Source organism: Mesorhizobium sp. B3-1-7 (assembly GCF_006439385.1).
Taxonomy (GTDB): Bacteria; Pseudomonadota; Alphaproteobacteria; order Rhizobiales; family Rhizobiaceae; genus Mesorhizobium.
On sequence record NZ_VFTL01000053.1, the window covers coordinates 1 to 24535 of the forward strand.

Sequence of the window (24535 nt, forward strand, 5' to 3'; positions counted from 1 at the left end):
CTTCCTTTCCCTCCGGAGGGGGGAAAGGTGGCGCTGCGAAGCAGCGACGGATTGGGGGAACCACGTGGCAATCAAGCTCAGGTCGATCAGTCACGCCCGTCACACCCTCGGAGCGCTCCGCCGCTCCGAGTGCCGCGCCTCACGGCAACCCTACCCTTTCGAGGCTGCTTGCCTGGTGGGTCACGGGCGAGCGACCGATCAGGCGGCGTTGCCGCTGCGGGGATTGCTCTGCGGCTCGAAATGAGCTTCCGCGGCCGATTTGCCGGCGGCGTCGAAGGCCAGCGCGTCGCGCATCGGCAGTGCCGCCGAAAACAGATAGCCCTGCGCGATCATGCAGCCCAGCGAGCGCAGGATCATGCGGTCGGCGTCGGTCTCGACGCCCTCGGCCATCACCTCTATCCCAAGTGTCCGGCCAAGGGCGATGACCGCCTCGACGAGCGCCTGGTCTTCCACGGATTTCGCCAGGTCGCGGACGAAATCCTTGTCGATCTTGATCTTGCGGATGCGGCTGTCCTTCAGCGACACCAGGGTCGAGAAGCCGGTGCCGAAATCGTCGAGCACGATCGATATGCCGGCATCCGCCAGGTGCCCGACCTTTTCGTCGACCCGGTCGCGGTCGACCGGCGCCTCTTCGGTGATCTCGATCTCGAGCATCGCGGCGGGCACATTGTTCGCCCGCAGGCCGGTAAGGATCATGTCGTCGACATTGCCGGCCTCGAGCTCGCGCGGCGAAAGGTTCATCGCGACCCGAACATCGCGGCGCCCCTGTTTCACGAGTTCGCCGATCATGGCGCAGCAGTTGAGGAACACCGTCTCGGTAAGAAGCGAAAGCAGGCCGGTTTCGCGCGCGGCGGTGACGATCTCGGGCGGCGAGATGGCGCCATGGACGTCATGATGCCAGCGCAGCAGCGCCTCGAAGCCGACGACCGCGCTGCTATCGAGCCGCACCAGCGGCTGGAACCAGGAGCAGAGCCGGCCTGCCTCGATCGCGCCGCGCAGGTCGCGCTCGATGCGGTTCTTGCGTTCCAGCGCGGCGTCGAGCCCCGCGTCGAACAGGCAATATTCGTTCCTGCCGCCGCGCTTGGCCGCGTAGAGCGCGAAATCGGCCTTGAGCAGCATTTCCGTCAGACGCGGCTTTTCCGCCTGATAGATGCCGATCGAGGCGCCGACGCGCACCGAATTCAGCTCCGGATCCGGATTGGCGATGGCCGCGATGATGGCCGACGCAAGCTCGCCGGCCTGCTGCGGACACCTGTCGGCGGAGAAAAGCAGCACGAACTCGTCGCCGCCGATGCGCGCGATCGTAGCACCCCGCGGGGCGTGGTCCTCGATCCGGCGCGCCACCTTGACCAAAAGGTCGTCGCCAATGTTGTGGCCATAGGTGTCGTTGACGGATTTGAAGCCGTCGAGGTCGATCAGCATGGCGACGAACGGGCCGTCGGAAAGCCCGAGCTTGGCGATCGCCTGCTCCAGCCCGTAGCGGTTGAGAAGGTTGGTCAGCGGGTCCCGCCTGGAATTGCGCTCCATCTCGGCGGCGAATTCGCGTGCCTCGTATTTGAGGCGGCTGGTCTCGCGGAAACGGGACTGTCCGAGCAGCGCGCTCCTGATCATGCCGCCGAGAAAAAGCAGGATCGTGAAGGCGAGCACGCCATTTTCGACGCCGCCTTGCGCGAACACGCAGCCGGCGGCGGTGAGAAGCGGCAGCACGATGAAGTTGATCGAAGCCGGCACGTAGGAGGTTCCATAAGTGACCGAACCGGCCGAGGTGCCGGCAAGCACGATCAGATAGAGCGGCGCCTGCGGCGTGGTGTATCCGTCGCTGAGCAGCGCCAGGAAAGACCAGGCGACGCCCGACGCCAGCGCCAGCAGGCCATAGAGGGAAAGCCGCGCACCCACCGCCTCCGGCCTGTCGTCGGCAGCATCCGACTGAACAGCGGCAAGCACCACACGCGCGCCATTGATCAAGGCGATCGCGATAAACCACAGCACCGCGGCAAGGCCGCCGCCCGACAAGAGCTGCACCGCCAGGATCAGGGCCGAGAGCACCGTGCCTATGGGCATCGAGATGAAGACGCACTTGCTCAGATCCGCAAGCTGGTCGCGCAGGATGCCTGCTTCCACGGCTTCGCTGCGTCCCTCAGAGGAGAGACCTGCAACCAGCCGCTCATCATGCCCTGTCATGGCCATAGTGGTTAGGCGAGCGGAATGAAAATCGTGTTAAGGATTTCAGCGGTTTACGGTGCATTTCTCGATCAGGGGCCGGCGCGGCAGCCGGAAAGCCCGGGCGCCGCCAGGCGTCCGGGCTGTTCGCAAGGATAAAGCGGTTTCAGTTTTTCGCGGCGGCGGCCTTTTCGATAAGGTCGGCGACGGCCTTGGGGTTGGAGACGTAGACGGCGTGGCTGCCGGCCACTTCCACCGTCGTCGCCTTGGCGCGGCTGGCCATCTGGCGCTGCGCCGGCGGCGGGATCATGTGGTCGTCGGTGGCGACGAGGTACCATGACGGCTTCACCTTCCAGGCCGGCTGAGTGACCTTGCCTTCGAGCGCCGCCACACCCCACGGAACCTGCGAGTCGGCCATGAAGGACGCGAGTTCGGGCTTGACGTCGGCGGCGAAGGAGGCGGCGAACTTCGCCTTGTCCAGCATCAGGAAGCCGTCGACGGGCGGCAGGATCGGGGGCACCGGAGCGCCAGCAGGCGGGTTGGCGATCAGCGAGGAGACCGACTCGCCGGCGTCCGGCGCGAAGGCGGCGATATAGACGACGCCCTTCACCTTGGGATCGGTGCCGGCTTCCGACACCACGACGCCGCCATAGGAATGGCCGACCAGGATGACGTCGCCCTTGGCGGCGGCGATGGCGCGCCTGGTGACGGTGACGTCGTCGGCCAAGGAGGTGGTCGGGTTCTGGACGATGGTGACGTCGTAGCCGTCCTTCTTCAGCTGCTGGTAGACGCCGTCCCAGCCCGAGCCGTCGACGAAGCCGCCATGGACGAGGACGACGGATTTCGCTGGCTCGGCCTTGGCCGCGAAGGTTGCCGATGCGGTTGCGCCGAGAGCGAGCGCGGCGGAAGCGATGATTGCTGCGGTGGTCGACATTTTGAGTTCTCCTGTTTCAAAGTTGTTTGCGTTGCTTGCAAGAGGACTATGCGACGGCGCGGCCGGGCTCGCTTTCAGGCGGCCTTCAGGACTTCTTGATTTTCCCTTGAGATCGCTTTGATTTTGCGTGCCCGACGCGATTAGAGTGTCCCCATATTCACGGCGCGGCCCGGAGCAATTGATTTTGGCGTATTATTTCGAGGACTTTGCACTGGACGGCGACCGGCGCGAATTGCGCCGCGGCAGCGACCTGATCGCCGTCGAGCCGCAAGTGTTCGATCTTCTGCAATATCTGATCCGCAACCGCGACCGGGTGGTGAGCAAGGACGACCTGGTCGACGCCGTGTGGCAGGGCCGCATCGTTTCCGACGCGACTTTGGCCAGCCGCGTCAACGCTGCCCGCAATGCCCTCCAGGACAGCGGCGAGCAGCAGCGGCTCGTCCGAACCATCCTGCGCCGCGGCTTTCGCTTCGTCGGCAGCGTGCGCGAGGAAGGCGGTGCGCAGCCGCTCCCTTCGGCAGAGGAGCCGCCCTGCCCCGAGCCTTCCGCCCGCCCGTCGATCGCCGTGCTGCCCTTCCAGAACATGAGCGGCGATCCGGAACAGGATTATTTCGCCGACGGCATGGTCGAGGACATCATCACCGGTCTGTCGCGTATCCGCTGGCTGTTCGTCATCGCGCGGAATTCGAGCTTCACCTACAAGGGCCGCGCTGTGGACGTGAAGCAGGTCGGGCGCGAGCTCGGCGTGCTTTATGTGCTGGAAGGGTCGGTGCGCAAGGTGGGCAACCGCGTGCGCATCACCGGACAGCTCATCGATGCCGAGGACGGCAGCCATCTGTGGGCCGAGCGATACGATCGCGACCTCACCGACGTGTTCGCGCTGCAGGACGAGATCACCATCTCCGTGGTGGCGGCGATCGAGCCCAACCTGCGCCGGGCCGAGATCGAACGCGTCAAGCGCCAGCGGCCCAACAGTCTCGATGCCTACGACCTTCTGCTACGGGCGCTCCCCGCCGTCTACACTTTCATGCCGCAAGGTGCGGCCAAGGGCCTGCCGCTGCTCGACCAGGCTCTGGCCATCGAGCCGACCTACGCACTCGCCCACGGCTTTGCCGCGTGGGCACACCAGACCCTGTTCATCCGCGGCGGTCTCAAAGCAGAGCATCGCGACAGGGCGGCCCGCCACGCTCATGCGGCGATCGAACATGGGTCGGGCGACGCCATGGCGCTGGCCTTGGCCGGCTTCACCATCGGTCTGGTCGAGCATGACCGCAGGCTTGCCGACGAGGCGTTTGCCGCGGCGCTTTTGCTCAGCGCCTCCTGCGCCTTCGTCTATGCCTTCGGCTGCGTGCCGGTGGCCTATGGCGGCGATGCGGCACGCGCCATCGCCTGGTGCGAGCAGGCGATGCGGCTCTCGCCGCTCGACGCCATGAGCTGCGTGCCGCAAGGCATTATCGGCTTCGGCAATTTTCTGTCTGGCCGGCATGAACAAGCCATCATTGCCGGCCGCCGCGCGGTAGAGATGACCCCGGGCTTCAGCATCCTGCATGGCTGGCTAGCGGCGCCGCTGGCCAGGGTCGGGCGGATCGAGGAGGCAAAGGCCTCCGCCAGGCGGCTGATGGCGCTCGATACGCATTTCACGATCAGCGGCTGGACGGCGGCCGTCGGGATTGCGCCTGGGATTATCGATGAGGTGACCGACGCGCTGCGGCTCGCGGGGCTGCCGGAATAAACGGTGGAGCATGGACACTCTTGGCCCGACCGAGCTCAGGCTGATGCAGGGCCTCGCCCAGGACGTGACGGCGCTGCGGCCGGAACTGCTTAACGGCGATGCGACAATCGGCGAATTGGCCTGGGTCTGGGCCAAGGATTTCGATGCGCTCAGCCCCTTCTGGCGGCATCGGCTGTGGTTCGTGGATGGGCGGCTGGCGGCATGGGGATGGGCCTGCCTGCCCCATCGGGTGCCGCGCGGCGACGGCGCGGTGCACGAGGTCGAGACCGCCAATCTGATCTGGCAGACGCATCCGCACCGCGCCGCGCTGCTCGGTGAAATCCTAGACTGGTACGATGAGGTCGCCGGCGATGTCGACCAGCTGCTGAAGGTGCAATCCGCCGACATCGAGGCGCAGCGGATTGTCGCCGCGCATGGCTATGCCTTCGATGCGGAAGCCGGCGCGGATGACGTATCCTAGGTGCAGTTCAACACGCGGGAATTGACCGATGTGCCCGATCCAGCGCTGCCCGAAGGCGCCGGTTCCTGAACGCGAACGACGTGCCGCCGACCGACGCGGTAGAGGCGCATCGCCGGGCCTGGCACGCGTCGCGCTTCAGCGAGGGCGGCGTTCGAGCGCGTGCGGCGGACCTGGCCGTACCGGGGCGACCTGCATGTGCTCATCGCCGCGCCCGACGGCACGCTGGCCGCCACCGCGATCATCTGGCTGGACGAGACGACGCGGACCGCCGAATTCGAACCGGTCGGCACGCATCGCGATTTTCGCCGGCGCGGACTGGGCACCGCCTTGCAATTGCACGGCATGCGGCTGGCGAAAGCCGCGGGCGCCACGCGCATGTTGGTCGCCTGCCGCGGCGCCCCGGCGGATCCGGCCGCCCGGTACATGTATTACGGCGTCGGCTTCCGCCCGATCAGCCGCGACCTGCCGCAGGTGAAGGTGGTCGGATAGCGGCATTGATTTTGCGAAGGCCGATGGACCATCGGAATTGATCGACATGGCACGGCGCGGGAAAAACCCTATCGTGTTTGTGTGACCGGCAAGCCAATCGGAGCCCCAACCCATGACCCTCACCAATCGAGACATCGTCGAGCTGACCGAATGGCGGCGCAAGCTGCATCGGCAGCCGGAAATCTCGAACGAGGAGGAGAAGACGGCGAGCGAGGTCGTCGCCTTCCTCGCCGATACGAGGCCGGACAAGGTGCTGGCGGGGCTCGGTGGCCATGGGGTGGCGGCGGTCTATGACAGCGGACAGACCGGGCCGACGGTGCTGTTCCGATCGGAGCTCGACGCGCTGCCGATCGAGGAGCTTTCGGGCGTCGCGCATGCCTCGCAGGTGCCAGGCAAGTCGCATATGTGCGGCCATGACGGGCACACCGCGATCCTGGCGGCGCTCGGCCGTCAATTCGGGCGCGAAAGGCCGGCACGCGGCCGCGTGGTTTTGATGTTCCAGCCGGCCGAGGAAACCGGCAACGGCGCGGCCGGCGTTGTCGCCGATCCGCGCTTCGGCGAGATTCAGCCTGATTTCGCGTTTTCGTTGCACAACCTGCCGGGCGTGCCGTTCGGCGAGGCGCGGCTGAAGGCCGGCACCGTCAACTGCGCCTCGCGCGGCATGCGCATCGTGCTCGAGGGCAAGACCGCGCATTCCTCGATGCCGGAAACCGGCACCTCGCCGATGCCGGCGGTGAGCGAGCTGATGCCGGCGCTCCCAGCGCTCGGGCGCGGGACCTTCACTGATGAGGATTTCGGCATGGTGACCGTCACCCATTGCGCGATGGGCGAAGCCGTGTTCGGCATCGCGCCCGGCTATGCGGAAGTGTGGGCGACGCTGCGTACCCGCCGCGACGAGCGCATGGCCGAGCAGGTCGCCGCCGCGGAAGCGCTTGCGGCAAAAATCGCCGCCAGGCACGGCCTTGCCGTGCGTTTCGACTATCACGAGATCTTCGTCGCCAGCGTCAATGCGCCGGACGCGGTGGAGCATCTCAACCGCGCGCTCGACGAGGAAGGCATCGCGCGCAGCGAAGAGGCGCTGCCGATGCGCGCCTCGGAGGATTTCGGTATTTTCGGCCACAATGCGAGGTCGGCGATGTTCTTCCTCGGCGCCGGCGAGCGCACCCCCTCGCTGCACAATCCCGACTATGATTTCCCCGACGATCTCATCCCGATCGGCTCGCGGATCTTCATGCGCACGGCGCGCAACCTTTTGGGTTGAGCGGCGCGCCAAAGATGGCCTGCCCGATCGACGTCAATCACCATGCCATTTAGTGCTGGCTCCGCCGCCGACTTCTTCGCCCGCGACGCGGTTGTCGTGGCACGCGCGCTGATCGGCGCGCGGCTCGAGCTCAGTGGCGTCGGCGGCATCGTCGTCGAAACCGAGGCGTACCGGCCCGACGACCCCGCCTCGCACAGCTTTCGCGGCCGCACGCCGCGCAACGCGCCGATGTATGGCGTGCCCGGCACCGCTTACGTGTACCGCTCCTATGGACTGCATTGGTGCCTGAACGCGGTGTGCCTGCCGGGCAGCGCGGTGCTGATCCGCGCCATCCAACCGCAATCCGGTATCGCCGCCATGCGCGCGCGGCGCGGAATGGATGACGAGCGGCTGCTCTGCTCAGGTCCCGGCAAGCTTTGCCAGGCGCTGGGCATCGACGGCTCGCACAACCGCCTGCCGCTGACCGCGCCACCTTTCGAGTTCGCCCGTTCCGAAGCCGACCCGGCCGCGATCCTTGCCGGTCGCCGGATCGGCCTGACCAAAGGCGTGGAAGCCGAGTGGCGCTTTGGCCTCGGCGGATCGGCCTATCTCAGCCGCAGGTTCTAAACTTCCCTGCTGTCGAAAATGAACATCTGAACGCCCGACTCGTCAGGTGCGTAAAGCCGGCGATCAGCGCCCGCCGCTTTTCCTTCCGGGCTCGCGAAACCCTTCTTCATGGCGTCGAGATCGTCGAAATGCAGCATCCCGATCAGGTAGACGTCGGGTGGTCCGGCCAGCACCGTGATAGGCCCGCGGCTGACCTCGTATTTCCTGAGACCCGGAATTTTCTTGGCAAGCGGTATGTGCGTCTCGAAATAATGCTTGTCGAACGCCTGCGCGTCCGCCGGCTGCTTGTAGATGACGATCATTCCAGCCATTGCGGTTCTCCTTTTTGCGGTGGACGAACCAAGGACGAAATGGCGGGTGGAAATGGAACGGGGCGTTGAAAAGAATCCGGGAACCGGGCTCGAAGTGCGACGATGCGGCTCTCGGTCCTTCCATCCGCTTTCGAGCCGTCTCGCTTGTGCGAAGACGCGCTCCGTGTAGTCTTCGCCCTAATTAGCAGAGACTCAAACGATGAGAATTGCGGTGATCGTCGCGCTGAGCGCGGCAGCGGCTGGGTGTGTATCCTCCCCAGTCGACTATGGCGCCTCGCTTCCCCAGCAGGATCCGAAATGGGCGTCGCCGGAATGCCAGCAGGCCCGCAAGGCGGCCTCGGATTACGCCACCCGCGAGAAGCAGAACCCTGGCTGGGGCTTCGGCGTGCTGGTTGGCCCCTACAGCATGGGGCTCGTCGCGGCCGCCAAGGAGCACGAGCAGCAGCAGCGACGGCTGCTCGCCCGCCAGATCCATCTGCAGTGCTCGAGCCAGCCGCTGCCGAAGGCCCTGGATTTCGATCCGTCGACCTACGCGCCGAAGAAGACGCATTATCCGTAGGCGGTGGGCTGCGGCCCGGTTTCTACCGCGGCCGCTCCGCCGCGCCCTCCCCGTCGAACGCGTAGGTGAGGATCGCCACCCCCGTCGCGGTCGACACCTGGTTGGACAGCTTCAGCATAGAGGTCGCCTGACCCGGCTCGAAAAGGCGCGAGCCTGTGCCCAGCACCAGAGGGTGGACCATCAGCACCAGCTCATCGATCAGCCCGTGTCGCATCAGCGCGCGCAGCAGCTTGCCGCTGCCGAACATAATCAACACCTTGTCGTGGCCTTGCTTGAGCGCGCGCACGGGCTCCCCGGCATCGCCGGCAAGCAGCGTCGAATTCTCCCAGCGCGGTTCGTAGCCGGCGTCATGCGAGGCGACGAATTTCTGCGCGCCGGTCAGCGCCCTGGTCATCGGATTGGCCGGCTGACGGACAGCCCAGGCTTCGTGAAGATCCTCATAGGTCGTCCGGCCGGCAAGCAGCGACCAGCCGCCGGCCGTGACGCGTCCGATGACCTCCTGCATCTGCGGGTCGCTGCCCGCAATGCCCCAGCCGCCATGCGCAAAACCGTTGCGCGTGTCTTCATCGGCGCGCGCCGGCGCCTGGAAGACACCGTCCAGCGTCAGATGCTCGATGGCGACGATCCTTGCCATTTCAGCCTTCGCTCCATGCTTTCAGCAGCGGCCCGTCGCCGCCATGGACCGGATCCTTGTCCGGCCGGCCGACCTTCGGGATCGTGCGCAGCGCCTCGGCGTGCTGCTCCGGGCTCCGGCACAAATCATAGGTGCCGAAGGGCGGATACGCGCCGACTACCAGAAGATCGGCCGAGGCGGACAGGCGCTGGTGGCCGGTGCCGGCCGGCAGCACCACCACGTCGCCCGCCCTCACCTCCAACACCTTGCCTTTATCGCCGCCGAAGCGGACCTCGGCGGCGCCGCGCGCGATGCCCAGCACCTCGTGGATGCGCGAATGATAGTGGACGAAGCCGTAGATGCCGTCTCGCCAGCTGTCGCCCCAGCCATTGGCGCCAAAAATATCCTCAAAGACGGCCGCCGGATCGGCGTCATTCGGCAGTTGCACCGCGCCGGGATAGACGAGCATCGGCCAGCGCGGATGGTTGGGCACCAGCCCGTCATCGGCAAAGTGGAAGGCGAGAGGTTCCTGTTTGTTGACAGATTGTGCCATCCTTGCGGCTTCCTGCATGGTCTTAATCGGATCTAACGGTTTTCCGCGGGTTTTGCTCCGGCCAGTCCGAGGAGGTCACAATGGCTGCGTTTCGTCTTTCGGCAATCGGCCTTTTTGCATCGGCACTTGCCTTTACCGCCGCTGCCGCCGGCAACGCCACGGCGGCGGCTGCGCAGGACCTCCACAAGCTCTGCCGCCAGGTGAAGAACGACGACACGGTCCGCCCCTATTCGCACGCGCTTCACGCCGGCACCGTCAAGGCATTCAAGAAGCTGTTTCCGGAGGCCAAGAGCGCGCCGCAGGAATCGGAGCTTGCGACGCAAGCCAACTATCGCTGCATGAACGGCAAGCTGCTGGCCTGCTTCGTCGGCGCCAACCTGCCCTGCGCGAAGATGAACGCCGCGCGCGACAATCCCGGCGCGGACGAGTTCTGCAGGACCAACCCGAATGGCGACGTCGTGCCGGCTTTCGCGACGGGACACGACGCCGTCTATGCCTACAAATGCGCGGCTGGCAAGGCGGTGATCACCGGCCAGCCATGGGTGCTCGACAAGCGCGGCTTTGCCACCAAACTGTGGGCCGAAGTGCCCCGGCACTGACATGCGCGGGTCCTCGGCCCGACTGCCGAGGGCTCGCGGCCACGTGCCGGCGAAACCTAGACCTCGAGCATGACCTTGACGGCGCGGCGCTCGTCCATCGCGCGGTAGCCTTCCGCCACCTCGGCCAGCGGCAGCTTGAGGTCGAAGACCTTGCCGGGCTTGATGCGGCCTTGCAGCACGCGCTCCATCAGGTCGGGCAGGAAGCGGCGCACCGGCGCCGGGCCGCCCAGCATGCGCTTCTGGCCGAAGAACAGGCGCTGGCCGTCGAAGCTCACGCCATGCGGCACGCCGACATAACCGATCGTGCCGCCGGGCCGCGAGCAGGCCAGCGCCTGGTCGAAGGATTCTCCCGTGCCGACGCATTCCAGCACCGAATCCGCGCCGACGCCCCTGGTCAGCTCCTTGATGCGCGCAATGCCTTCCTCACCGCGCTCGGCCACGATGTCGGTGGCGCCGAATTCGCGCGCGAGTTTCTGGCGGCTTGCATGGCGGCTCATGGCGATGATGCGCTCGGCGCCCATCTCCCTGGCCGCGAGCACGCCCATCAGGCCGACCGCGCCGTCGCCGACGACGACCACCGTCGATCCTTCGCGCACCTCGGCCGCATCGGCCGCGTACCAGCCGGTGCCGAGCACGTCCGACACGGCCAGCAAGTCAGGGATAAGCTCGGCCGGCGGAACCTCGGAAGTCGCCACCAGCGTCCCGTCGGCCAGCGGCACGCGGGCGTAAGGCGCCTGGGCGCCGCTCATGAACTCGCGCTGCTCACAGGAGGACTGGAAGCCGAAGCGGCAATGCGGGCAGGTGTTGTCGGAGAGGCAGAAGGAGCCGACGACGAACTGGCCGGGACGGACATTGCGCACCTCGCTGCCCACCTCGACCACGATGCCGCAATACTCATGACCCATGTGCTGCGGGCCGTCGACCGGCTGCAACCCGCGATAGGGCCACAGGTCCGAGCCGCAGATGCAACTGGCCGAGAGCTTGATGATGGCGTCCGTCGGGCGCAGGATTTTCGGATCGGCGACTTCCTCGCAGCGGATGTCGCCAGGCTTGTGAAGAACGGTTGCGAGCACTTGCTTTCCTTTCGTTCAATCAGACAGGTCGGGCAGGAAGCTCAGGCGCCGTAATCGGCGTCGCTGACGTGTTCCAGCCAGTCGACGACCTTGCCGTCCTTGACCTCCTGGAGGGCGATGTGGGTCATGGCGGTTGCAGGGGACGCGCCATGCCAGTGTTTTTCGCCAGGCGCGAACCAGACGATGTCGCCCGGCCGGATCTCCTCGACCGGGCCGCCCTTGCGCTGCACGCGGCCGAGGCCGGAAACGACGATCAGCGTCTGCCCGAGCGGATGCGTGTGCCAGGCGGTGCGGGCGCCGGGCTCGAAAGTCACCTGCGCGCCTTGCACCCGCTCGGCGTCGAAGGGATTGAAGAGCGGATCGATCCGCACGGTGCCGGTGAACCAACTTGCCGGACCCTTGCCGGAAGGCCGCGTGCCTGCGCGAAGAATGTCCATGGTAATCTCCTTTACGTCGTCAAATGCGTTCGATGTGAAGAGGGAAAGCGCCGCGACCGTGCAAGGCCTCCTGGCCCTCGTCGAAGCGGCCGAGCCTGATCAGCCCGGGATGGCGATAATCGGCGTAAAACATCGCCAGATTGCCCCAGGGCATGAAATAGCAAAGATCGTAGGGCTGCTCGTTGCCAAATGGACCGCTGCCCTCCCCGGTCAGCTTGCGCGGCAGGTAGGCGATCTTCTCATTGTGCGCGTAGTCCTCGATCTTGAGATCCAGCGGCAGTATCGGGAAGAAGTCCCGCGCAGAAGGATTGTCGTAGAGCGTGGCGGTCATGGTCTGGCCATCGAACATCATCCTGATCCTCATGTCGGTCGGCTCCTGGTTGGCCGGGTCCCTGCCCTGTTGGCTGTTGGCCGGCCGCGGCATGACCACGGTTGCAAGCGCGGCGCAGAGCAGCGTTCGCCGGCTGACCGGTTGTCGCGTCATCGATGGCTGCTCCCGCGCGCTGTCGCCGCGGCGGCAAGCAGCGCCGAACCGAGAAGCAGCACGGCGCCGAGCGCGAAGGGGCTCCACCAGCCGGCGGCATCGAACAGCAGCCCGCCAGCGAAGGCGCCGAAGGTGATGGCGAACTGGATCAGCGCGACTTGCAGCCCGCCGCCCGCCTCGAGATCGTGCGGGATCACCCGGGTCATCCAGGTGTTCCAGGCGACGGGAATCGGCGTGGTGAACAGGCCCCAGGCAATAAGCAGGGCGGCGGTCGCGATGGCGAACGGACCGAGCGCGATCAACAACAACGCGATGAGCGCCAGAACCGTCGGCAAGCCGACCAGCACGGCCGCGAGATGCGAGCGGAGCAGGAACCCGACCGCCGACGTGCCGGCCAGGCCCGCAAGCCCCAGCCCAAGCAGCACCAGCGACAGCGTATTCACCTCGAGGCCGGTGACGTTTTCGAGGAAGGGGCGCAGATAGGTGGAGAGCGCAAACTGGCCCATGAAGGCGAGCGTGGTTGCCGCCATGCCGATGGCGAAGATGCGATTGCCGAGCAGGCCCAGCATTTTGCCGACCGAAGCCTGCTCACCCGCGGGCATTTTCGGCAGGACGGCAAGCTGCCAGACGATCGCGAGGAGGCCGATCGGAACGACGATGAAGAAGGCGCCGCGCCAGCCGATCAGGCCGCCGAGAAAACTTCCGAGCGGCGCCGCGATCACCGAGGCGAAGGCCGTTCCGCCCTGCAGCATGGCGATCGCCCTGGGCAGGTCGGCGCCAGGCACGATGCGGGCCAGGATAGCGGTGGACAAGGACCAGAAGCCGCCGATCGACACGCCGATCAGGGCCCGGCCGAGCATGAAGACGAGATAGTTCGGCGCAAAGGTGATCGCCAGGCCGGAGACCACGAGGATGGCCGTGTAGAGGACAATGACGGTCCGCCGGTCCAGCCGCGACAAGAGCGCATTGCCGAACAGGCTGGCGAGGACCGCGAAGAAGCCGGAGACGGAGATCGCCTGGCCGGCCTGCCCCTCGGAGATGGCTAGCTCATTGGCAATGGGGGTGAGCAGGCTGATCGGCATGAACTCCGACGCCACCAGCACGAACGTGAGCAGCGACAGACATGTCACCGCTCCCCAGGCGCTGGGCGCTTTCCCCACTTGGGCTTTCGCCAATTGGCTGTCGTAGGTCGTATCCATGTGCCGCGGCTCGCCGTCGAGCCCTCCAGTCATTTCGCTGGCGGCTATATAGATCATCGGGCACTATCCGGATTAGCCATTGCAATCTGCATGAACTTATCCATTCTTGATATGAATTGACGAGTGGTGGCCACGAACCGCCACAGCTTGAACGAGCGGCCGAGCCGGGATGGTGCCCATGCAGCGCGAGGATCTGAAGGATTTGCTGTGGTTCCTGACGGTGGCCAGGGAGCGCAGCTTTACCAGGGCGGCGGCCGAGCTCGGGACGTCGCAATCGACGCTCAGCCATACCATCAAGCAATTGGAGGCGCGGCTCGGCGTGCGGCTGCTGACCCGCACGACGCGCAGCGTAGCGCCCACGGAAGCAGGCGAGCGGCTCTACCAGTCGCTCGTCCCGCGGTTCGAAGGCATCGAGTCCGACCTGTCGAGCCTGGTCGCCTTCCGCGACAGGCCCGCCGGCACGGTGCGTATCACACTGTCGGACCATGCGCTGCGGATGGTTGTCTGGCCGAAGCTGCAGCCGATGCTGCGCGACTATCCCGACCTGCGCGTCGAGCTCTACAGCGACAACGGCATGCGCAACATCGTCGAGGAGCGCTTCGACGCCGGCGTGCGGCTCGGCGAGAACGTCGACAAGGACATGATCGCGGTGCGCATCGGCGCCGACTGGCGGCTGGTGGCGGTGGCTTCACCGGACTATTTTTCGCGCCGTCCCATCCCGAAAGCACCGCAGGACCTGGTCGCGCATGACTGTATCTGCCTGCGGCAGACGACATTCGGCGGGCTCTATGCCTGGGAGTTCGAGAAAAAGGGCCGCGAGCTCAGGGTGCGGGTGGAGGGCCAACTTACCTTCAACACGACCATCCCCATGGTCGACGCCGCGCTGAACGGATACGGCATAGCCTATGTTCCGGAAGACCTCGTCAGCCAGCATGTGGCCGAGGGCCGGCTGAGGCTCGTGCTCGACGACTGGAGCCTGCCCTTTCCAGGCTACCACCTCTATTACCCAAGCCGGCGACAGCTCTCGCCGGCGATGGCGGTGGTCGTCGCGGCGCTTCGGCACCGCGTTTGACGGCAGAACGTCTTGGTCGTTTCCGCCGGCTGGACCAGCCGGACGCCCGGCGCTTGCCCCGGCCCTCCAGATCACTGTCGTCAGCGGCAATTATCTGTTCGTCGCCGACCGCATATAAGCATTTCCCGTTGCAATCTCCGGAAGAAGAAGGTTCATTAAAATTTCCGGGGGAGAATAAAATCGTGCACAGGGGTGTGGTGCGGCTTCTTCCGAAGCCCAAGGTTTCTATATTCATTTGCGGTTGTGGGCATACGGGATCGACCTTGCTCGCCCGGATACTGGCTGCCCATCCGGATGTCTTCGCCATTCGACGCGAGACAAGCGCTTTTGTCTCCAACAGTGGAGCGCGATGGACCAAGCTAAGCCTGGTCTTATTGCAGGCGGCCATTTCACGCCGCAGCGTCTGGGTCGAAAAGACTCCGAACCATATCCACTATACAAGGCAGATCACCGAGACGATCCCGGGCGCGCGCTTTATCGTCGTCACGCGCGACGGCAGGGATGTCGTGGCGTCGCTCGGGCAGCGTTACGAGGGCGATTTCGACAAGGCCTTCCAAAGATGGATCGCCGACAGCAAGGCCTCGATGCTTCGCGTCGAAAAGGGTGAAAGCATCCTGTGGCGCTATGAGGACTTCATCGAATCGCCGGCTCTTTCCATCGAACGGCTGTGCCGCTTCATCGGCGTGGCCTTCGATCCGGGCATTCTGAACTATCACAAGCAGCCTGTTGTATGGGGGCGGGAAAAGGCGGTTCGCACGGCGCATTCCGCTCGCCGGCACGCCCAGGTGAACCAGCCGATCACCGATTATAGGGGCGGCTGGCGATCCAGGCTGCCGACGGAAGTGGCTTGCCGTTTCGACGCCGGCGAAGCGCGGGAAATCATGGACTATTTCGGATACGCGCAGGCCGAGCATTCGGCTGATGCCGATCACCAGACCTAAGCGTAGTCGAGGAGCGACCGTTTGATCAGCGCGGGAGCAGCCGCGAGACCTTGAGCCGCGGCGCGAAGAAGCAGCGCAGATAGGGCTGGTTGGTTATGACGTAATGGTTCTCGCAGATATGGTAGCGGCCGTCCGGCGATTCCTGCACGCGCTCTCGTGGGATGCTGAAACCTTCGGGAAGATAGACATAGCCGCCGTCGGACCTGGATTGCACGGCAGACTCCGGTATGGGGCGGCAATCCGTGCCGCCACAGCATTTGAAGTTCGTTACCGGGTCGACCTTGTTTTCGTACCAGTCATGGGTGTTGGCGCCTGTCGCGGCGCCAATCCACATGGCTGTGGTGACGATGACCCTTCGCATGGCATTCCTCGACGAAGCGGAGGCACTGCTCATTCAAGCGTCATCTATATTGGCGTTCCGCCGGAAACGCCATTGCCCGGCGAAGGCCTGGAAAGCGACGCCCGGCCCTTGCGGCGGCGATGGATGAGGCCGGATCCTCAGACAGAGGTCCGGCCCTGCCCGCTCACACCAGCCGCTGCCCGCCGTCGATGTGGACGGTCTCGCCGGTCATGAATTCGTTCTGCATCAGATAGAGATAGGCGGGCGCGATGTCGGCGGGTTTGGCGATCTTTCCCGCCGGGATACGCGCGCCCATCTGCTCGAAATAACCTGACTTGGCCTCGCCGACGATCTCGTCCCACATTTCGGTATCGACCCAGCCGGGCGAGACGATGTTGACGCGGGTCGGCGCGAGCTCCAGCGCCAGCGCGCGGGCGAAATAGCTGAAAGAGCCGGCGACCGCCGAGACCACCGAGCCGCCCGGGACCGGCGGGCGGTCCTTGTTTATGCCGGAAGTGAAGATCATCGAGCCGCCTTTGTTCAGCGTGCGCACGGCATGCTTGGCCAGCATCACCGCGCCGATCAGCTTGCCGTCGACGAAGCCACGTACGAAATCCATGTCGGTCTCGCCGATCGGATCATTCGGCGGTGGCGTGCCGGCCGTCGCCACCAGATGATCGAAGGCGCCGGCTGCCTCGAACAAGCCGGACACCTCGGCCTCATCGGCCATGTCGGCGGCGATGCCAGTCACGCGCCCTGCCCCGCCGAGCCGCTTTTCGGCGGTCTTCAGTTTTTGCGCCGAGCGGCCGACGATCACGACTTCGGCGCCGTTTTCCAACGCCGCGGCCGCGACGCCGAAACCGATGCCGGAGCTGCCACCGACGACAATGAGCTTCTTTCCCGTGAGACTGGCCATAGGTCTTCTCCGTTCTTCAATTATGGGATGTTCAGGCGCGGCCGGCGTGGGCGGCCGCGATATCGGCGAGGATGATCTTCTTCATCGAATACATCGCCTGCCGAGCCCGGTCGGCCTTTGCGCGATCCGGGTCGTTCATCAGCCGCAGGGCTTCGCTGGGAATGACCTGCCAGTAGACGCCGAATTTGTCCTTCAGCCAGCCGCAGGGCTGCTCCGAGCCGCCGTCGGCAGTCAGCGCGCTCCAGAAATAGTCGGTCTCGGCCTGGTCCTTCGTCTCGATGTAGAGCGAGATGCGCTCGTTGAAGGGCGGCACGCCGCCGGCATTCAAAGCGGTAAAGCGCTGGCCTTCCAGTTCGAAGTCGAAGATCGCGTGCGGCTTGTCGGTGAACTCGATGCTCTGCAGCGCGCGGCTGTTCCTGAAAACGGACAGATAGAAGTCGCGCGCGGCTTCGGCGTCCAGGTTGAACCAGAGGAAGGGGTGAACGGTGGCCATGGTGTCCTCGCAGGTTTGATCTGAAGTGAGTGTTGATCACAAATTCTGTGAGGATTTTTGGCTGGAAAAAGCTCGACGGACAAACCAAAGTTTGGCAAGGATTTGTTACCAACACTCACAAATCGATCTGGCCATGACCCGCAGACTGCCGCCGCTCAATGCCCTCCCGGCCTTCGAGGCTGCCGCCAGGCACCTGAATTTTTCCAGGGCCGCGGACGAGCTCAATCTCACGCATGGCGCCGTCAGCCGGGCAATAAAACATCTGGAGGAGCAGCTCGGCGTGCAGCTCTTCGAACGCGCCACGCGCTCGGTGCGGCTCACCCCGGTCGGCGAGCCTTATGCGGCTGCCGTGCGCGAGACGCTCGACCAGCTCGCGCTGGCGACGCAGACGGCGACCTCGCGCCATTCGGGTTCGACGCTGAATGTCAGCACCTCGGACGGCTTCGCCGGCAAATGGCTGGTGCCGAGGCTCTACCGTTTCCACCGCGCGCATGGCGACATCGACGTGCGCGTCTCGACCACCGGCAAGCTGACCAATTTCCGCGGCGACGGCATCGACGTCGCTATCCGTTATGGCGGCGGGCATTATCACGGGCTGACGTCGGAATTCCTCACCGGCGAGGAGGTCTTTCCCGTCTGCAGCCCGAAGCTCTTGGAGGGTCCGCATCCGCTCAGGACGCCGCAGGACCTCAGACACCACACGCTGATCCGCGACGGCTACCGCATCGACTGGGCGGCGTGGCTTGCCAGCGCCGGCGTCGAGGGCATCGACCCGAACAGCGGCCTCACCTTCGACTCCGCCACCTTCGCGGTGGAGTCGGCGGTGCAGGGCGAAGGCGTGGTGCTCGGCCGCACCATGCTGGTTTCCGCCGATCTCGCCACCGGCCGGCTGGTGCGGCCGTTCGACCATGCGCTGAAAGCGGTCTCCAGCTTTTACCTCGTCTACCCGCCGGAGGCGATTCGCCAGCGCAAGGTGAAGGCGTTTCGCGATTGGCTGTTTGAGGAGATCGGGCCGGGCTGAAGCAAAGGCTTGCCAAAATCCCAGCCTTGCGAAGACGTGCCGATTGCGCGATGTTGCACAACCATGGCTGGCGAGTATCTGGACCACAAACTGGAATGCCCGTTTTGCGGCACCATCCGTTTGCAAATTCCGGCCGATGCTCAACCCGAAACGGCGATCCATTGCGCCGAGTGCGGCAAATATCTCGGCTCATGGGATGAGCTTCAAACCGATTTCGAGATCCAAGGCGGCACGGACGGCGTATTCCGGCTGGATAAGGGGCGCATCCAGAAGCTCAATTCCAGCCGATGACCAGCCGCAGCTGACGGAGCCCGTGGGGCTCAGACCGGAAAGCGCCCAACAGGGCAACCGACGGCATGGGCGGGGGGCGTTGGGGAGCCGTCGGTTACCAGCACGAGGGGCCATGGAATCAGAAAATGCGCAGGCCCTGGCACGATAATGCCAGTTCTTTGCGTTCATGGGAACTGGTTTCCAGCTTAAAATTCAAATGTCTATGGGAGAAAGCGCACACTCGCGATGATCTTCGTGCGACTCCCCGCGACAGGAACCACATCGGCCGTGCCGCGTCATAGAGACAGGCTCTTGTCGCGATCCTGGAGTGACGTCGATGGTCAGGCTGCTTGGTGTCGTTGCGTTGGCGCTCGCGCTCGCGTGCGGCGGGACGCTGGCAGCCAAGCTCGACCTCGCCGCTGTCAACCAGGCGCAATTCAGCGAGGGCGAGCCGAAGGGCGTCGATCCGATGGTGCTCAGGGCGCAGATCCTGCTTGATCGCGCCCGCTTCTCTCCCGGCCTGATCGACGGCCGCCTTTCCGACAATTTTTCCAAGGCCGTCGCGGCCTTCCAGGCGGCGAATGGACTGCCCTCCGACGGCAAGCTCACCCGGGAGACCTGGGACAAGCTCACAGCGACTTTCGCCGGCCCGGTGTTGATAAACTACGAGATCACGGCCAAGGATGTGCGCGGGCCGTTCACCAGGCGCATCCCCGCCCGCATGGAGCGGATGGCGCATCTGAAGCGGCTCGGCTATCGCAACGCGCGGGAAAAACTGGCGGAGCGCTTCCATGTCAGCGAACAGTTGCTGAGGCTGCTCAATCCAAAAATCGGTTTCAGGAAGGCCGACACCACGCTGGTGGTGCCTGATATCGGCCGCGGCGACCCTCCCGCGACCGTCGCCAGCGTCGAGGTCGACAAGGGCGCCCGCCAGGTGCGCGCGCTCGATGCGTCAGGCAAGGCGCTTGCGGTCTATCCCGCCTCGATCGGCAGCGAGGAAAAGCCGGCCCCGAGCGGCGCGGCGGAGGTCAAGCGCGTCGTCCACAATCCGGCCTACCATTACAATCCGAAGTTCGCCTTCAAGGGAGTGAGGAGCAAGCGGCCCTTCACCATCGCCGCGGGACCGAACAATCCGGTCGGGGTCGTCTGGATCGATCTCACGATCGAAAGCTACGGCATCCACGGCACGCCCGATCCCAGCAAGATCGGCACGACCTTCTCGCATGGCTGCATCCGGCTGACCAACTGGGATGCCGAAGACCTCGCCGCCATGGTCAAGCCCGGCACCAAAGTCGACTTCGAACAGGAGACGGCGCAAGACGGGCAAGCAAAGTGAAATGCCGGCGGGTTGCGAGGCCGCCACGCTGTAACCTGTTGCATAAATCCAGCTTATCATGACCCCCAGTTTTTGAAGACGTTACACGGGCTTTCCCCGCCTGTAGCTTCGGCGGCGCTCGTTCAACAATGACATGGTTTCGGTGGTTTGATGCAGACACATGCGCGGGTGGTGATCGTCGGCGGCGGATGCGTCGGCGCCGGTATCCTTTATGGCCTGGCGAAGCGCGGCTGGACCGATGTGGCGCTGCTGGAGCGCACGCAGCTTACCGCCGGCTCGACCTGGCATGCGGCCGGTCTGATCCCCTCCTACGCCCGCAACATCAATGTCGGGCGGATGATAAACAAGACCATCGAGATCTATGAGGGGCTGGAGGCTGAGACCGGGCAGCCGGTCGGCTGGCACAAATGCGGACAGCTGCGCATCGCCAATTCGAGGGACCGCCTCGACGAATACAAGAGCTATATGAGCGTCGCCGAGGTGCAGAACATGCGGGCGCAGCTGCTGACGCCGGACGAAGCCCGCAAGCTTTGGCCGCTGCTCGACAACACGCAAATGCTCGGCGCGCTCTATCATCCCGACGACGGCCATATCGCGCCGGCCGACGTGACGCATGCCATGGCCAAGGGCGCGCGCGATCTCGGCGCCAAGGTCTATCTCAACACCGAGGTGACCGGCTTCAAGCGGACGGCCAGCGGCGAGTGGGTGGTGCAGACCAACAAGGGCGACATCACCTGCGAGCATTTGATTTGCGCCACCGGCAATTACGCGCGCCAGACCGGCGCGCTGCTCGGCCTCGACATCCCGGCGATCCCGATCCTGCATCAATACTGGATCACCGAAGCCGTGCCGGAGGTTGTGGAGCGCAAGCGCGCGGGCCGGCCCGAAATGCCGATCTTGCGCGACGAAGGTTTCGAGGGCTATCTGCGCGAGGAAGGCGACGGCTTCATGTTCGGGCCTTACGAGCGCACCGAGCACCTCAAGCTCTTCGCCGAGGATGGCGTTCCCGCCTGGTTCGGCGCCGACCTGCTGGAAGAGGATTTCGACGCGGTGTCGTGGAACTGGGAACAGGCGCTGCAGCTCGTCCCGGCGCTTGGACGCGTCGGCATCAAGGCCAATGTGCGCGGCCCCTTCCAGATGACGGCGGACGAGCTGCCCTTGATGGGGCCGGCCTGGGGCCTGCCCAATGTGTGGCTGGCCGAGGGCGTGCCCGGTGGCATCCTGTGGGGTGGCACGATCGGCTATTATCTGTCGGAGCGGATCGTCGAGGGCGGCAACAGCCTCGATGTCTCCGACCTCGACCCACGCCGCTTCAGCGATTACGCCAACAAGGCTTGGACGCGCGAAAAGGTGCGCGAGGCCTGGGGCACACATGCCGAGCAGAAATATCCCGGACAGGACATGCCCGCCGCGCGGCCGCAAAAGACCGCGCCCTCCTATGACAGGCTGACCGAGCTCGGCGCCGTCTGGGGCGTGCTCAATGGCTGGGAGATGCCCAACTGGTTCGCGCGCGACGGCGTCGAGGCCAAGGACCAGTATAGCTGGCGCTGGACGCCGAAGGGCAACCTCGTCGGCGAGGAAGTGCTCGCGGTGCGCAACGCCGTCGGCCTGGTCGAGATGACGCCGATGACCAAGTTCGAAGTGTCGGGACGAGGCGCGGCCGCCTGGCTGGACGGGATCATCGCCAACCGCCTGCCGGCGGTCGGCAAGGTGACGCTGGCGCATCAGCTCACGGCGAGCGGCGGCGTGCAGGCGGAATATATGGTGGCGCGCCTGGGCGATGACCTGTTCTACCTGATCTCGACGCCGCGCGCCGAGCGCTGGAATTTCGACGACCTCACAAAACTGCTTCCCACCGATGGCAGCGTGAAGCTGACAAACGTCACCAACGATCGCGGCTGTTTCACGGTCGTCGGGCCGAAGGCGCGAGACGTGCTGCAACCTCTCACCGAGATCGACCTTTCCAACGAAAGTTTTCCGTGGTTCGGCGTCAAGACCGGCAATGTGGCTCTGGCCAGCGACGTGCGGCTGCTGCGCGTCAATTATGAAGGCGAGCTGGGCTGGGAACTCTACCACCCCCTGCCCTATCAGCGTCAATTGCTCGACGCGATCCTGAAGCAAGGCGAGAAGCACGGCATGCGGCTGGTCGGGCTGCATGCGCTGGAGTCGCTCAGGCTCGAGAAATCCTATCGCGCCATGTACCGCGACATGAATCCCGAGCTCAACGCGCTGGAGAGCGGGCTGGAGCGTTTCATCCGCCTCGACAAGGGCGACTTCGTCGGGCGCGACGCGGTGCTGAAATACAAGGAACGCAACGACCAGCGCCGCTCGGTGACGCTCAGGATCGACACCGAAGGCGCAAGCTCCCTTGCCAATGAAGGACTCTACAGCGACGGCGCGCTGGTCGGGCGCATTACGTCGGGAGGCTATGGCTACGCGCTCGGGCATGACGTGGCGCTGGCGCTGCTGCCCGAGCGTTTTTCCAAACCCGGCACGAAGCTTGACGTCGCGATCCTGGGCGAATGGAGGGCCGCCGAAGTGATCGCGGATTCGCCTTACGACCCGACCTCGGCCAAGGCGCGGATGTAATAGGCGGGGCCTGCAAAGGCCCCGCTGCCGACGTGTCCTTCGGAGGGAAGCCCGTATGCGTATCGACCGCATCAACGTCTATTCGGCGCAACTGCCGGTTAAAGGCGGTGTCTACCGGATGGCCAGCGCCGACGTGGAGGCGCTCGACTCCACACTGGTCGAAATCGTCACCGATGATGGTTTCGCCGGCTGGGGCGAGACCTGTCCGATCGGCCCGGTCTACCAACCGCATCATGCGCTTGGCGCCCGCGCCGCGATGGCCGAAATCGCGCCGGGCCTGATCGGCTCGGAGGTCGCCTCGATCAGGCAGCTGGCGAAACAGATGGACGAGCGGCTTAGCGGGCACGGCTACGCCAAGGCCGCGTTCGATATGGCGTTCCTCGACCTGCTCGGCCAGAAGCTCGGCGTGCCGGTCTCGACGCTTTTGGGCGGCGCGCTGACCGACCGCGTGCCGGCCTATTATTCGCTGATCGTCGGGGCGCCGGACGAGACGGCGCGGATCGCCGCCGACAAGGTGAAGGCCGGCTATCCGCGGCTGCAGGTCAAGATCGGCGGGCGCAACTTGGAAGAGGACGTGGCCGTCGTCCACAAGGTCTGGGAAGCGGTCGGCTACAAGGCTCGGCTAGCTGTCGACGCCAACCGAGGCCTGACGGTCGCCGCCGCGATCCACCTCGACCGGCTCTGCCAGCAAATCCCCTTCGTCTTCGAACAGCCCTGCAACACGATGGACGAGGTCGCGACGCTGAAGGGCCGCGTGACGCATCCGGTCTATCTCGACGAAAGCACCGAGGACCAGAACGCCGTGCTGAGGGCCATCTCGCTCGGCATCGCCGACGGCTTCGGCTTCAAGGTGACGCGCCTTGGCGGCCTCACCAAGATGACGACGGTGCGCGACCTCTGCGCCATCCGCTCGCTGCCGCACAGCTGCGACGACGCCTGGGGCGGCGACATCATCGCGGCGGCCTGCGTGCATCTGGCCGCCACGGTCGAGCCGCGCCGCATGGAAGGCGCCTGGATCGCGCAGGAATACATCAAGGGCCATTTCGACGTGAAGCACCCGGTCGTCATCAAGCAAGGTCACATCGCCGTATCACAACGGCCGGGGCTGGGCGTGAAACCGGAGCCCGGCATGTTCGGCAAGCCTGTGGCGATATATGGGCCGTAAGCGGACGCGCACAACCAATCTGAGCGGCCAAGCGCCAAGCCACGAATGTCGGGGCTCAGCCCTACGCGATTGTCACTTCAGGCCGGGCGTTTCGACCGGCTGCGCGCATCAGCCGATCACCTTCGCGATGCCACGGATCGTTCCGCCATGTCCCGCGTTCTTGTGACACGCAAGGAGGAACGGCGATGGACGACGATCGGACCGAGAAGATCAGGCAACGGGCCTATGAGATCTTTCAACGCGAGGGCGGCATCCTTGGCAATCACGAACGGCACTGGCATCAGGCGGAGTTGGAGATCGACCGCGAGGCCGCCATGCCGCTGACGGCAGGCGATGCGCTGCCCGAAACGCGCGAGATCGACAGCGCGGATGTGCTGACGGTCGAGGCGCTTGCCATGCGCACCGGCATTTCCGGCGACGAGGCGCAGGAACTGCTCGACCGGCTGGGCAACGACCGCGCGGCGATCGAGCAAGCGGCACGGAGCCTCAAGGCAAAGCGGCAGCGCTGACCCGCTGAAGATGCTCTATTTGCGCTCCACGGTGAGCACGACAGGCATGCCCCAAGGCACGTTCCTTGGCGCCTGCAGGCAGGGAAACCTTGCCTTCCGACACCTGGGCCTCCCACCACGCGTAGTGTTTCAGCCTGTAGCTGCCCGAGCGCACGCTGAGATCGGCGATGGGATCGCCGTCGAGATTGAGCGCGGTCTTGATGTCGAGTCCTGCTTTCAGCCGGAAGGTCGCCAGCCTATCCACGGAGAAGAAGGCTTCCTTGGTCGAGCCGACGATGATGCGGCCCTGACCGTCCTCGGCGATGAAGGTGCGGTTCGCCAGCCAGTTGCTCTTTGCGCGCGTTGTTGCCGCCATCCTCGCCGATCAGCAGCGGATAGGACACCATCGCATTTTCGGCCCCCTCCAGAACCGC

28 protein-coding genes are annotated in these 24535 nt (G+C 65.2%); 15 read left to right on the forward strand and 13 right to left on the reverse strand.

Annotated elements, in window-relative coordinates; translation table 11 throughout:
• Positions 1-198 precede the first annotated feature (198 nt).
• Positions 199-2181 carry a GGDEF domain-containing phosphodiesterase gene (locus FJ417_RS30615; protein WP_140786015.1) on the reverse strand — a complete coding sequence of 661 codons (1983 nt, stop codon included), beginning with the start codon at positions 2179-2181 and terminating at the stop codon, positions 199-201.
• 145 nt (positions 2182-2326) lie between these two features.
• On the reverse strand, positions 2327-3094 hold the full coding sequence (locus tag FJ417_RS30620) for an alpha/beta hydrolase (protein ID WP_140786016.1): 768 nt from the start codon (positions 3092-3094) through the stop codon (positions 2327-2329).
• 184 nt (positions 3095-3278) lie between these two features.
• Here FJ417_RS30620 and FJ417_RS30625 point away from each other — a divergent pair, with 184 nt between their 5' ends.
• The 5 genes from FJ417_RS30625 to FJ417_RS30640 all read left to right on the forward strand — a co-directional run bounded on the left by FJ417_RS30625 (position 3279) and on the right by FJ417_RS30640 (position 7642).
• Positions 3279-4826: a winged helix-turn-helix domain-containing protein gene (locus tag FJ417_RS30625; protein WP_140786017.1), complete on the forward strand. Its 1548-nt coding sequence runs from the start codon at positions 3279-3281 to the stop codon at positions 4824-4826.
• A gap of 10 nt (positions 4827-4836) precedes the next feature.
• Positions 4837-5286: a hypothetical protein gene (locus FJ417_RS33380; protein WP_210240679.1), complete on the forward strand. Its 450-nt coding sequence runs from the start codon at positions 4837-4839 to the stop codon at positions 5284-5286.
• Between the two features lie 108 nt (positions 5287-5394).
• Entirely contained in the window at positions 5395-5775 is a 381-nt protein-coding gene (locus tag FJ417_RS33385) for a GNAT family N-acetyltransferase (protein ID WP_281405937.1), read from the forward strand.
• A gap of 112 nt (positions 5776-5887) precedes the next feature.
• Positions 5888-7036 (forward strand): amidohydrolase, encoded by a 1149-nt coding sequence (locus FJ417_RS30635; protein ID WP_140786018.1) that lies wholly within the window; start codon positions 5888-5890, stop codon positions 7034-7036.
• 42 nt (positions 7037-7078) lie between these two features.
• Positions 7079-7642, forward strand: a complete 564-nt coding sequence (locus FJ417_RS30640) for a DNA-3-methyladenine glycosylase (protein ID WP_140658495.1) — start codon at positions 7079-7081, stop codon at positions 7640-7642.
• Here the strand turns inward: FJ417_RS30640 and FJ417_RS30645 are convergent.
• Positions 7639-7953: an EthD family reductase gene (locus FJ417_RS30645; RefSeq protein WP_140786019.1), complete on the reverse strand. Its 315-nt coding sequence runs from the start codon at positions 7951-7953 to the stop codon at positions 7639-7641. The two genes, FJ417_RS30640 and FJ417_RS30645, sit on opposite strands and share 4 nt — an antisense overlap.
• A gap of 199 nt (positions 7954-8152) precedes the next feature.
• Here FJ417_RS30645 and FJ417_RS30650 point away from each other — a divergent pair, with 199 nt between their 5' ends.
• Positions 8153-8512, forward strand: coding sequence for a hypothetical protein (locus tag FJ417_RS30650; protein ID WP_140786020.1), 360 nt, complete (start codon positions 8153-8155; stop codon positions 8510-8512).
• A gap of 22 nt (positions 8513-8534) precedes the next feature.
• Here FJ417_RS30650 and FJ417_RS30655 read toward each other — a convergent pair whose 3' ends face one another.
• Complete coding sequence (locus tag FJ417_RS30655) at positions 8535-9146, reverse strand: dihydrofolate reductase family protein (RefSeq protein ID WP_140786021.1); 612 nt, start codon at positions 9144-9146, stop codon at positions 8535-8537.
• A gap of 1 nt (position 9147) precedes the next feature.
• A complete protein-coding gene (locus FJ417_RS30660; protein WP_140786022.1) occupies positions 9148-9678 on the reverse strand; it encodes a cupin in 531 nt (176 codons plus the stop codon).
• An 80-nt stretch (positions 9679-9758) separates the two neighbouring features.
• Between FJ417_RS30660 and FJ417_RS30665 the strand changes: the two genes are divergently transcribed.
• Positions 9759-10277, forward strand: a complete 519-nt coding sequence (locus tag FJ417_RS30665; RefSeq protein ID WP_140786023.1) for a hypothetical protein — start codon at positions 9759-9761, stop codon at positions 10275-10277.
• A gap of 56 nt (positions 10278-10333) precedes the next feature.
• Here the strand turns inward: FJ417_RS30665 and FJ417_RS30670 are convergent, their stop codons facing one another.
• Genes FJ417_RS30670 through FJ417_RS30685 form a run of 4 tightly spaced genes read right to left on the reverse strand, consistent with a single transcriptional unit; the run spans position 10334 to position 13470 of the window.
• Positions 10334-11350 (reverse strand): zinc-dependent alcohol dehydrogenase family protein, encoded by a 1017-nt coding sequence (locus FJ417_RS30670; RefSeq protein WP_140644919.1) that lies wholly within the window; start codon positions 11348-11350, stop codon positions 10334-10336.
• A gap of 41 nt (positions 11351-11391) precedes the next feature.
• Complete coding sequence (locus FJ417_RS30675) at positions 11392-11787, reverse strand: cupin domain-containing protein (RefSeq protein ID WP_140786024.1); 396 nt, start codon at positions 11785-11787, stop codon at positions 11392-11394.
• Positions 11788-11806: 19 nt separating this feature from the next.
• A complete protein-coding gene (locus FJ417_RS30680; protein WP_140786025.1) occupies positions 11807-12271 on the reverse strand; it encodes a cyclophilin-like fold protein in 465 nt (154 codons plus the stop codon).
• Positions 12268-13470: an MFS transporter gene (locus FJ417_RS30685; protein WP_140786051.1), complete on the reverse strand. Its 1203-nt coding sequence runs from the start codon at positions 13468-13470 to the stop codon at positions 12268-12270. Before FJ417_RS30685 ends, FJ417_RS30680 begins: the two co-directional genes overlap by 4 nt.
• 178 nt (positions 13471-13648) lie before the next feature.
• Between FJ417_RS30685 and FJ417_RS30690 the strand changes: the two genes are divergently transcribed.
• Together FJ417_RS30690 and FJ417_RS30695 are read left to right on the forward strand one after the other, a co-directional pair.
• The gene (locus FJ417_RS30690; protein ID WP_140644923.1) at positions 13649-14542 is read left to right on the forward strand and encodes a LysR family transcriptional regulator; all 894 of its coding nucleotides are present in this window, start codon (positions 13649-13651) and stop codon (positions 14540-14542) included.
• Positions 14539-15483 (forward strand): sulfotransferase, encoded by a 945-nt coding sequence (locus FJ417_RS30695; protein WP_181183343.1) that lies wholly within the window; start codon positions 14539-14541, stop codon positions 15481-15483. Before FJ417_RS30690 ends, FJ417_RS30695 begins: the two co-directional genes overlap by 4 nt.
• A 25-nt stretch (positions 15484-15508) precedes the next feature.
• On the opposite strand, the gene FJ417_RS30700 is transcribed toward FJ417_RS30695, so the two are convergent.
• The 3 genes from FJ417_RS30700 to FJ417_RS30710 form a co-directional block, all read right to left on the reverse strand.
• Entirely contained in the window at positions 15509-15844 is a 336-nt protein-coding gene (locus tag FJ417_RS30700) for a hypothetical protein (protein ID WP_140786027.1), read from the reverse strand.
• Between the two features lie 163 nt (positions 15845-16007).
• Entirely contained in the window at positions 16008-16739 is a 732-nt protein-coding gene (locus FJ417_RS30705; protein ID WP_140786028.1) for an SDR family oxidoreductase, read from the reverse strand.
• A gap of 31 nt (positions 16740-16770) precedes the next feature.
• Complete coding sequence (locus tag FJ417_RS30710) at positions 16771-17232, reverse strand: VOC family protein (RefSeq protein WP_140786029.1); 462 nt, start codon at positions 17230-17232, stop codon at positions 16771-16773.
• Positions 17233-17365: 133 nt separating this feature from the next.
• Between FJ417_RS30710 and FJ417_RS30715 the strand changes: the two genes are divergently transcribed.
• The 6 genes from FJ417_RS30715 (at position 17366) to FJ417_RS30740 (ending at position 24122) form a co-directional block, all read left to right on the forward strand.
• Positions 17366-18253 carry a transcriptional regulator GcvA gene (locus FJ417_RS30715; protein ID WP_140786030.1) on the forward strand — a complete coding sequence of 296 codons (888 nt, stop codon included), beginning with the start codon at positions 17366-17368 and terminating at the stop codon, positions 18251-18253.
• A gap of 63 nt (positions 18254-18316) precedes the next feature.
• Positions 18317-18544 carry a hypothetical protein gene (locus FJ417_RS30720; RefSeq protein ID WP_140644929.1) on the forward strand — a complete coding sequence of 76 codons (228 nt, stop codon included), beginning with the start codon at positions 18317-18319 and terminating at the stop codon, positions 18542-18544.
• Positions 18545-18860: 316 nt separating this feature from the next.
• The gene (locus tag FJ417_RS30725) at positions 18861-19859 is read left to right on the forward strand and encodes a L,D-transpeptidase (protein ID WP_140786031.1); all 999 of its coding nucleotides are present in this window, start codon (positions 18861-18863) and stop codon (positions 19857-19859) included.
• 150 nt (positions 19860-20009) lie between these two features.
• Positions 20010-22448 carry an FAD-dependent oxidoreductase gene (locus FJ417_RS30730; protein WP_140786032.1) on the forward strand — a complete coding sequence of 813 codons (2439 nt, stop codon included), beginning with the start codon at positions 20010-20012 and terminating at the stop codon, positions 22446-22448.
• A 55-nt stretch (positions 22449-22503) separates the two neighbouring features.
• Positions 22504-23613 carry a mandelate racemase/muconate lactonizing enzyme family protein gene (locus FJ417_RS30735; protein ID WP_140786033.1) on the forward strand — a complete coding sequence of 370 codons (1110 nt, stop codon included), beginning with the start codon at positions 22504-22506 and terminating at the stop codon, positions 23611-23613.
• Between the two features lie 185 nt (positions 23614-23798).
• Positions 23799-24122 carry a DUF2934 domain-containing protein gene (locus FJ417_RS30740; protein WP_140786034.1) on the forward strand — a complete coding sequence of 108 codons (324 nt, stop codon included), beginning with the start codon at positions 23799-23801 and terminating at the stop codon, positions 24120-24122.
• Here the strand turns inward: FJ417_RS30740 and FJ417_RS30745 are convergent.
• Positions 24100-24477 carry a hypothetical protein gene (locus FJ417_RS30745; protein WP_140786035.1) on the reverse strand — a complete coding sequence of 126 codons (378 nt, stop codon included), beginning with the start codon at positions 24475-24477 and terminating at the stop codon, positions 24100-24102. The genes FJ417_RS30740 and FJ417_RS30745 overlap by 23 nt on opposite strands.
• Positions 24478-24535 lie beyond the last annotated feature (58 nt).